This window comes from Tunicatimonas sp. (assembly GCF_049647865.1).
Taxonomy (GTDB): Bacteria; Bacteroidota; Bacteroidia; order Cytophagales; family Cyclobacteriaceae; genus Tunicatimonas.
In genome coordinates this window covers 1-9197 of record NZ_JBARYM010000515.1, presented here as the reverse complement: position 1 = coordinate 9197, position 9197 = coordinate 1, and the positions used below count along the sequence as shown (strand labels likewise).

Sequence of the window (9197 nt, the reverse complement as noted above, 5' to 3'; positions counted from 1 at the left end):
GGTCTACTGATTATCCGCATCGGACTAGGAATCTCATTTATCGCCCACGGTCTACCCAAACTATTGGGCGGTCCCGAACGCTGGGAAAAGCTAGGCGGCTCCATGAAAAATCTGGGAATTACGTTCTTACCTGCTGTCTGGGGATTTATGGGTGGCTTTGCTGAGTGCGTGGGTGGCCTTTGCTTAATTTTGGGGATTTTCTGGGTTCCAGCACTATTACTACTTATTTTCACGATGATTGTAGCTACCGCTATGCACATTGGTAACGGCGATAGTTATAGTCGTATTTCTCATCCATTGGAAGTAGGTATTGTGTTTGTTGCATTGCTCATCACTGGTCCGGGCAAGCATCGGATTAGTAAAAAACTGTAACTTCTTTATGAAGCTTCTATTTATTCTGCTTAGCATAGGTTGGCTATCGTGCACTCCTACTCCTTCTACGGAGTTTGAAAATTTTCTGAATCAGTCTACCGAAAAGAACTACACCCTGCTCATCCAAAATGGGCAGATTGTGGATGGCTTGGGGAATGATGAATACTCAGCAGATCTACTCATTCAAGATGATACAATTGCGTTTATTGGGCAGGTAGATACAGCACTAATTCAAGTTAAGAAAACAATTGATGCTGCGGGTAAAGTAGTTACGCCCGGTTTTATTGATATGCACTCCCACGGTAATCCACTAAAGACACCTGAATTCAAAAACTTTTTGGCGATGGGAGCGACTACCATTTCCCTGGGAAAAGATGGCTCTAGTCCCGATTATGAAAACCTAGCTGAATGGATGCAACTGGTAGCGGATACCGTACCGGGAGTGAATATCGCGATGTTTGTGGGGCACGGTACCCTGCGAATGCAATCGGGTATTAAATACAATCCCCGCCCCTCGGATGAGCAACTGGAGGTGATCGGACAGTTATTGGAACAGAACCTAGATGCGGGATGCTTCGGAATGACCACTGGGCTGGAATATATTCCGGGCTTTTATGCTCCCGCTTACGAACTGGAGCACCTAGCCAAGATAGTAGGCGAAAAGAATAAGCTAATTACTAGCCACGTTCGTAACGAAGACGATAATGAGGTAGAATCTTCTATCCGGGAGCTGCTTGACCAAGGAAAGTTTTGCCGCGTAAATGTATCCCATATGAAAGTGGTCTACGGGCAGGGAGAAAGCCGGGCCGAGGAGATCTTAAACGTACTGAATCAAGCTCGTCGGGATGGCGTACCGGTAACAGCTGACGTATATCCGTATACGGCTAGTTACACCGGCATTAGCATTTTGTTTCCCGAGTGGGCTAAGCCTCCTAATAATTATCAACAAGTGGTTGCTACTCGGCGGGCCGAACTAGAGGATTTCCTTCGGAATAAAGTAAACCAACGTAACGGTCCGGAAGCTACGCTACTGGGAACGGCTCCCTACGCCGGAAAAAACCTGGCGCAATTATCCGAAGAAATGGATAAACCCTTTGAGGATATACTAATTGACGATATTCAACCCGGTGGGGCATCGGGTGCCTACTTCGTAATGAATGACTCACTACAATCGCGCTTTATTGCCGACTCGCTGGTAATGATTAGCTCGGATGGTAGTCCTACTTCGCGTCACCCGCGGGGGCACGGTACCTTTGCTCGCATTATTGAAAAATTTATAGTACAGGATAGTGTACTGACTCTGGCTGATGCAGTGCGAAAAATGACATCAATGCCCGCTCAAACAATGGGTATTACTGACCGAGGCACTATAGCCGTTGGAAAGAAAGCCGACGTTTTGATATTTGATCCGAAACAGGTGCACGAAACGGCTACCTACGAAAATCCTTTTCAGTTGGCTGAAGGTATAAACTTCGTAATTGTAAACGGGAAGATCAGTTCGGAAAACGGAGAATATAGTTCGCAGCGAAACGGACAAATGCTACGGAAACAGTGAGTAATAATAGTTACCCCATCAAAATAATCTCAAAATCTGTTGTTAGCCTATATGTCAGCATGCCCTAGTGGTAAAGCGTACTTCTGGATTGTTTCTGTTCCTTCAAATCGCAAGCTGTATCTGTAATGTCCACTGACCTTTGGTATCAGTCTGAATACGTTGGTTATTTTGTTCTATAAAAATAGGGCGAGCGCCGTATTGAACGGTAAGTTTTGCTACTTGCCCTTCAATGAACCAATTCAAACCTACATCCAAATTTGTAAAAGTATCATCCAGATAGTTTAGGTCTTTGTATTCTGATTGAACGAAAGGTTGAAACTTTCCTAAAGATGCTAACCAGGCCGGGGGCAATAGCAGGCCAAACTGAGCCATCCAAATTTGTCCGGTGCCCAACAGGGGTTCGGCATTGCCGTATCCTGCCAAAGAAACCGATGCATCGGCCGGGCGGCTATCCAAATTCATAATGCCCACGGTACGAAAGTAGTTAGGGCCATAATCGTAGTTGTATAGCACCGAATAGGCAGTCAGTGCCATTCTTTGATTTCCAAAAGGATAATCTAAAAAGGCATCAATGGCCCAAACCGTCTGATCGTGTCGATTAAAGTCAGTGATATTGCCAACACTACCCGAAGTGCCACTGGCTTCAGGGTGGTGGTAAAATCCGGCTCCGATATTAAACACCCGTTTGGTACCAAGGTAGGAACCTGCCCGGAATGGAGAAAGTATCGCTTCTTTTTCTAGAAACTGATACGTAGCATATCCACTAATTGCCCACCGATCCGTAGCAATGTTACTAGCCCGATCAGCAGTAATTTCTCCGATACGTTGGTCCACAAAAGGCTTATTTAAATTTAATCGGTAGTGTACTGGCCCAGCCATTCCCTTAGCATAGATTCCGTACTGTCGACCAAACTGATCAGTACGTTCTACATTAGGGAAATTGAATATCGGTAAATCTAAGGTGAGAAAACTGCCAATACTGGGTGAACCCAAACGAGAAACACCGTTCCAGAAATGTAAGCCCGCTCCTAAGGACAGAGAAAATGAGTTGACTTCCTTAGTAATGTAGTCTCGCTCAGGTACCACGGCAAACTCAGTCCAGGCATCGTGGAAAAAGAGTTGAGGCTTTTTAGCACCCTGCCCTGGTGCCCCACCATTAATGAATGTTTGATTGTTGGTACCGAACTGAGCGTACAGTAGAAAACGAGGCGATATTTGCGAATACATAGTAACTCGTGTCCGGCGACTGCCAATGTCAGTTGAGTGTTCCGCCAAATTTCCACTGGCATCTACCGTGCCCGGATTGTTCTCAATAGAACGCAGCCAAAACTGTTGCACCATCGCTATCCGAATGTACTTACTACTATCTCGACCAACAGGAATGCGGATGCCACCTTGGTAGATTTCGGAACCTTGAGAGAAAACGTGAAAGTGGAATGAGAATAAGAAAAGGAAAACAAATAGAAATCTATTCATATGCTAAAATTTGGCGTAAGATAAAAATATCTTTCCACCAAACAACTAGGCGGATTCTACCCGCCAATTGTAGACATTGATTCGCTCACCGACTGTGCCCCTCGCCGCTGTTCGGCTTCAAAGCCATCTTTCGCCCGATTCCGAAAGGTTCTCTCAAATACCTCTCGAATTTCTGTATCGGTAGCACCTGCCCGCAGTATATTTTTTATATTCAATACTCCCTGATCGTACAAACAAGTTTTGAGAGTACCCTGGGCCGTAAGGCGGATACGGTTGCAGGTGCCGCAAAATGTTCGGCTAAAGGCAGCAATGATACCGACCGTTCCCTGGTAGCCAGGAATTTGGTAGTTATACGAAGTTGAAGCGGGTGCATCCGCTATTTTTTCCATAGCTGGATAGTGTTGCTTCAGCACCTTTAAAATCTTCTGATGCGTCCAAACCAGCGCAGGATAGTGGTTTCCTTCACCATTGAAGGGCATTTCTTCAATAAACCGCACTGATACCGGATGCTGCCGAGTAAGTTCGGTAAGGGGTACAATGTCCTGGGTATTTTTCCCCTCCATAACTACCGTATTAATTTTGGTGGGAACGTTATGGGCTAGTAAAGTATGAAAGCAATCCAATACTCGATCAAACTCGTCGCGACGGGTAATTTTCTTAAACCGTTGACGATCAAACGTATCTAAACTCAGGTTAACAGAAGCAATCCCCATTGCTTGGAGCTCTTCTACGTAGGGTGTAGTAAGCACACCATTGGTTGTAATATGTACTTCTTCAATCCCTGGAATTTTGCATAATCGACCAAGAAAATCAATTAAATTGCGCCGTACAAATGGTTCGCCCCCGGTGATTCGTATTTTGGTAATACCCATTTTGGCCAGAATTCGCAGCAGCCGTTCCATTTCTTCGTAGGAAAGCAGTTCCTCCTTCGGTACATATGAGATCCCCTCCGCGGGCATACAATAGAAGCACCGTAGATTACAGCGATCGGTAACGGCCAAACGAAGGTAGTCAATAGGTCGTCCGTGATTATCAAATAAAGGCATAGGCTAAGATTACTGCGCAGGGGATAACAAATGTACAAATGTTTTACGAATTGTTGATCGTTGCTAACCGAGGTGGTTTAAAGTTTTGATCAGAAAGATGGAAAGGCTCTTCAGCATTAGAATACTAACGTAACTCCTTCTTCCTTAGCATCTTTGCGAGCATACGATACTTGGTCTACCATTGAGCCTTGGCTATCAAATAGTGTAATGGTATCCCCGGTATTATTTAGTCGCACACGGGAATTTAAAGTGACTTGTACTACTTCTCCGGCAGCTAATACAGTGGAGTTCAGTAACTCCGGCAGAGGTATCGACTTACCAATGCTATCGGCTAACGTCCAATCGGTAACGTTTTGCTCTTGAGCGCTTACGTTCAGTAAGGTTACGCGCTCTTGACCAATTTCTTTTCCTAAAGGATTAACTAAAGCGGCAATAATACGAATATTGGTTTGTGGTTGAGGTTTTACCGGCGGTGGCTGGGGTATTACAGTACTGTCCGGCACAATAACCAAATCCTCCGGTTCGTAATTCATTCGTAGCTTGAGGGGGGAGGTTACATCAATTACATCGTGCATATTCCCTAGTTCTCCGTTGGGCAGTAGTACCCGATCATCGCGGTTTATGGGGTCTTCGCGCAGCCAAGCATCCAACTGGCTCAAATTGGTAAACCCAGCTCCTACGTAGCGAACTAGGCGCCGAAACAGCTTCGGCCACATCACTAGATTCTCTATTTCTGTTAGTCCTTCAGTAAAGTTAGCAATACGTTCAGTGTTGGCGGTCGACTCCGGCCACAAGCCAGTGTTCTCCTGCTTTGTATTACGCACTAGTTGGGCTAAGGACTGCTTCAAATCAGTCGGTAGAGAGGTGTAGAATGCGGGATACACCAGCCCAGCCTCGAGTAATTGGTAATTAAGACTTTGATTTACGTGCGAATCTTCTATAAACACTTGTGAACCATCTACTTGCGCGGTGTCGCCCGTGTACACAAATGCAATAATTCGCCCAAACGTATCTAAGTTATTAGCTAGAATGTAGCCCCGTTGCGGATGGTCATCAACAGTAATAATCTTATTTGGGTTTCGGTCGGAAAACTCAATACTCGTAAACCCAATCTGCGATAGAAGCTTATCGCGAGCCGCTTCGGCCCATTCTAGGTTCTGGTGACTACCAGCAAAATGAGTTTCCAGCGCGTCAATTCCCTCGAATCGTAAATTTATCATACCCCGCTGATTAAAAGCTGCACTACGACCGGGGGCGCTTAGCACATCTACTAAAATGCGATTATCCGGTAAAAATTTTACGGTGTCGCCGTCTGGTTCAGGGCCCGAAAGTGGTCGGTCGGGATAGTGGACGTGAAATTCGCCTTTAATCAGTTTATAGGGCATAATAGAAGAGGTTGATTTATAGATAAGTAGTTTTTTTGCTAAAAGTAACCTAGTTGAGCGTTACTAAACGAATATTCTTGTTAAGGAATTATTAAGGAGGTTGAATAGTAGGTAATTTAGTAATGATTAAGCAATAACCTTATCGTTTTATGCTACCATTACTTGTCAGAAGAATTGAATCCCCTAACAGTTTTTTGTAATTTGCTCTGAATGATAACTTTTTTATGAAAGCGATACCCATCATCTTAATTGTGATTATGGCATTACTCGGTGTGAAGCTACTATCTGATGAGCCATCCGTCTTGAAGGAAGCAGACTACCTACACATAGCTCATTTGGGAGAGGGTGACAGTGAGGGATTAGTATCTGTCCGGCAGGCTTTCACGGAGCGCAATCCAGGCTATGATCTGCATTTTTTCGCTCAAATTCAAAAAGTTAGCCCCGCCAAAACACATCGGTTAGCCTTTGTACAGCGAGGCGGCGGCACGGCTCAGTTTTCTAATGGCGAATCTTCCAAAATTTCGGTAGGCGATATTGTTCATCTACCACCTCAGCGAACAATGGAGACTGATAGCCTAATTGATTATCTAGTGTTTACCGTACCTGATCCGCTACCAAAGGAGTTTCCTGACTTTATCCGTCCCGATTGGGACGACAATATTACCGATACCCCGGGAGGCTGCGTTACGGCAACTGGTGCTTATCGTCGTATTTTGCTCACGTGGAAAGAAGATGTTGGCCCGTACGTTTACCATGCACTCAATGCGCACCGGGTACGTATTACCGATTCGTTCACTCATTACCATCCGGTAGAAGGAGGTTTTGATGAGTTTTATCTGGTACAAATGGTACAGCCCAACGCTCAACTCATCACTTCTAATCAGGTGGAGAAGATCACCAATCCCGAATCAATTAAGCCAGAAGATGTAGATAACCTCCTACAGTCCACCAAGCTGAAGGTAGGTGATTTAGTGTACTTACCAAGAGGAATTGTTCATCGTGGAGTAGATGGAGTACTGGCTCAGGTGATTACAATTCCTGGTTTTATCCCCGGTTCGGAGATTGGGGTGGATCATCATTTACATAAAATTAACGAGCGTTTTGCTCAGCAACCCGACTTACCGCTAAACCAAGAAGCATCAGCTTCGGCGGTTATTCGCTAACCTGACTAATTTACAACTTTAGGCGAACCCCTACCCTACTTAGCCCTCCGGTAATAGCTACGCACAACAAGGCGAACAGGAACGATTTGATCAAACCAATCTCTCCGGTCAGAAGTATTTCTGGTAATTCCACTCCTGGTATACTCATTACAGCGTAGGCAAAGTAGGGAATCAAGTAGCACAATAGAGTATTGTAGCCCGCCGGTTTAATAAAGGCAAACCACCGTGCTTTTTTTCGCAGATCAGTCAACCAGTAGATTCCTACGAAGGCCACTATGGTAATTGCTGAGCACAGAAGCAACCAAGCTGGAGTAGCTCTCAACTTGGAGATGCCCCAGAAAGTGCGGCTATAGAATCCTACTACTGTGAGTAGCCCCGCCAAAATCAGAAAGAGAATGATCATTTTCTGCGGAGATGTTTGCTCACGGTATAGTTGAAACAACCGAGTGATAACTACTCCGCCCATTGTAAAGCCCGCCAGGGTTCCCCCTAATGGGGCTAGGAATAATAGCCAGCCAACTGGTTGAGTAACCAGCACTGTGAACGATGCTAAGTACGCAAAATACCCCCCAGGCCAGAAGTAATACATAGATGTTATTGTTGGAGAAGGTCGTGATAAGGGCACTGGCTAGGTAAGCCCAACCGATTAATCCTAAAATGCCCCACCAGTGGGTAGAAAAGTACATGATCTGGCCATCTTGCTCGCCCCGGTAAACAAAAGCTAATGCAATTAATATTCCGACTCCTAATAATTGGGCCACTTGGATAAATCGCTTATCGGCTGACTTTGGGTAGGAATTCCAGATCAGTATAAAAGACGAACAGCACAGAATATTCCATACTACCCGAGGCATACCGGTTTCTGCTTCGGAAATATATTCTCCGTTTACTAAGAACAGTCCCATAATGAGCAAAGCTGCCGAGCGAATCAGAATATGCTGAACAATCTGTCCGGTAGTATCGCCCTTCTTCCTGCGGCTTTGAATGGCAAACGGAATAGACATACCCACAATAAAGAGAAATGCGGGAAAAATGGTATCAGCCAGCCCCATGCCATCAGCCTCGTAAGTAGCATGTCCTAGCCAGGCCGGAATACCTTCTAATGACCACAGGTCGTTAACGAAGATCATCAGCACCATTGTAATTGCCCGTAAAATATCTATAGAGGTCAGACGAGGGGTAGCCGCAGTGTTACTTAACGGAATAGATAGTATGGGTTCAGTTTTAGTCTGCAGCATGACTTTATTGAGCTATTTACTGAGTAAGATAGGGAAAAAGACGTTTATCGTCCGCTAAAAGCAATAGCAAGGCTTCGTAGCATACTAATTTTAGTCTAAAAAGCGTATTTTAGCAATAGAATACCTTATCCTATGAAAATACTGTGTTTCGTTAGCAGCCTGTTTTTTTTGCTATCCACCACCTCACTGTTCGGACAAAACGCTAATTTGCCCGATGACTTACTATCCAAAGATTTTCATGCGGGGCGGCGCGAAGCACTTCGGGCCAAGATGCCCGATAACTCGGTAGCGGTAGTGTTCGCTAATCCAGTCCGCAACCGAGCCAACGATGTGGACTACATGTACCATCAGGACCCTAATTTCTACTACTTGACGGGCCATCGCGAACCCCACGCAGCCCTACTAATCTTTAAAGAAAAACAACGAATTAATGGCAAGCGAACTGATGAGATGATTTTCGTCCGTGGTCGCGATGCTCTGAAGGAGTTATACAACGGAGCTCGCTTAGGTACCGAAGGAGTCCGCACCGAATTAGGCCTCTCGGCAGCTTACGAAGGGCAAGACTTTCCCGATTTCCCGATTGATTTCTCTACGTTTGATCAGGTGCTGTTCTACGACTTTCAAGATGATGTTCGGAATACAAAAGAGAAAGGTGACCTGTACGACCTAATAGCAGCATTTAAGGTGAAAGCAGGTTATCCCAATACAGTTTCTCAAACCCTACAGATAGAGCCTGAGCAAAACAATTTGGATACCAAAACGCTGGATAGCCTGATGCAGGAGTTACGAGGAATTAAAACAGGCGAGGAACTGGATTTGCTTCGTAAAGCAGCCCTAATTTCGGCGCTAGGGCAAAAGGAAGTGATGAAAGCAATTCGTCCGGGTATGTCGGAGCTAGAAGTGCAGGGCATGCACGAGTTTATTTATAAAAAATACCGAGCCGAATACGAGGGCTACCCCAG

The 9197-nt window shown here is 45.2% G+C and carries 9 protein-coding genes; 4 read left to right on the top strand and 5 right to left on the bottom strand.

Features of this window, described 5'->3' with window-relative positions:
- Positions 1 to 372, top strand: a 372-nt coding sequence (locus tag WBA23_RS15215) for a DoxX family protein (RefSeq protein ID WP_424583137.1), incomplete at its 5' end; no start/stop codon positions are given.
- A gap of 7 nt (positions 373 to 379) precedes the next feature.
- Positions 380 to 1927: an N-acyl-D-amino-acid deacylase family protein gene (locus WBA23_RS15210; protein ID WP_424583136.1), complete on the top strand. Its 1548-nt coding sequence runs from the start codon at positions 380 to 382 to the stop codon at positions 1925 to 1927.
- A gap of 102 nt (positions 1928 to 2029) precedes the next feature.
- Here WBA23_RS15210 and WBA23_RS15205 read toward each other — a convergent pair whose 3' ends face one another.
- From WBA23_RS15205 to WBA23_RS15195, 3 genes are all read right to left on the bottom strand, one after another.
- Positions 2030 to 3403: a porin gene (locus WBA23_RS15205; RefSeq protein ID WP_424583135.1), complete on the bottom strand. Its 1374-nt coding sequence runs from the start codon at positions 3401 to 3403 to the stop codon at positions 2030 to 2032.
- Positions 3404 to 3459: 56 nt separating this feature from the next.
- Positions 3460 to 4449, bottom strand: coding sequence for a GTP 3',8-cyclase MoaA (moaA, locus tag WBA23_RS15200; RefSeq protein ID WP_424583134.1), 990 nt, complete (start codon positions 4447 to 4449; stop codon positions 3460 to 3462).
- Positions 4450 to 4565: 116 nt separating this feature from the next.
- Positions 4566 to 5834 carry a lamin tail domain-containing protein gene (locus tag WBA23_RS15195; RefSeq protein ID WP_424583133.1) on the bottom strand — a complete coding sequence of 423 codons (1269 nt, stop codon included), beginning with the start codon at positions 5832 to 5834 and terminating at the stop codon, positions 4566 to 4568.
- A 224-nt stretch (positions 5835 to 6058) separates the two neighbouring features.
- On the opposite strand from WBA23_RS15195, the gene WBA23_RS15190 reads away from it, so the two are divergent.
- The gene (locus WBA23_RS15190; protein WP_424583132.1) at positions 6059 to 6997 is read left to right on the top strand and encodes a hypothetical protein; all 939 of its coding nucleotides are present in this window, start codon (positions 6059 to 6061) and stop codon (positions 6995 to 6997) included.
- A 10-nt stretch (positions 6998 to 7007) separates the two neighbouring features.
- Here WBA23_RS15190 and WBA23_RS15185 read toward each other — a convergent pair whose 3' ends face one another.
- Entirely contained in the window at positions 7008 to 7400 is a 393-nt protein-coding gene (locus tag WBA23_RS15185) for a hypothetical protein (RefSeq protein WP_424583131.1), read from the bottom strand.
- Positions 7401 to 7419: 19 nt separating this feature from the next.
- Complete coding sequence (locus WBA23_RS15180) at positions 7420 to 8235, bottom strand: DUF5009 domain-containing protein (RefSeq protein WP_424583130.1); 816 nt, start codon at positions 8233 to 8235, stop codon at positions 7420 to 7422.
- 132 nt (positions 8236 to 8367) lie between these two features.
- Here WBA23_RS15180 and WBA23_RS15175 point away from each other — a divergent pair.
- Positions 8368 to 9197, top strand: an 830-nt coding sequence (locus WBA23_RS15175) for an aminopeptidase P N-terminal domain-containing protein (protein ID WP_424583129.1), incomplete at its 3' end; no start/stop codon positions are given.

Bases quoted from the DNA above. Each gene is read 5' to 3' on its own strand.
- WBA23_RS15185 (WP_424583131.1), bottom strand. From the start codon at position 7,400: ATGATCATTCTCTTTCTGATTTTGGCGGGGCTACTCACAGTAGTAGGA.
- WBA23_RS15195 (WP_424583133.1), bottom strand. From the start codon at position 5,834: ATGCCCTATAAACTGATTAAAGGCGAATTTCACGTCCACTATCCCGAC.
- WBA23_RS15190 (WP_424583132.1), top strand. From the start codon at position 6,059: ATGAAAGCGATACCCATCATCTTAATTGTGATTATGGCATTACTCGGT.
- WBA23_RS15180 (WP_424583130.1), bottom strand. From the start codon at position 8,235: ATGCTGCAGACTAAAACTGAACCCATACTATCTATTCCGTTAAGTAAC.
- moaA (WP_424583134.1), bottom strand. From the start codon at position 4,449: ATGCCTTTATTTGATAATCACGGACGACCTATTGACTACCTTCGTTTG.
- WBA23_RS15205 (WP_424583135.1), bottom strand. From the start codon at position 3,403: ATGAATAGATTTCTATTTGTTTTCCTTTTCTTATTCTCATTCCACTTT.
- WBA23_RS15210 (WP_424583136.1), top strand. From the start codon at position 380: ATGAAGCTTCTATTTATTCTGCTTAGCATAGGTTGGCTATCGTGCACT.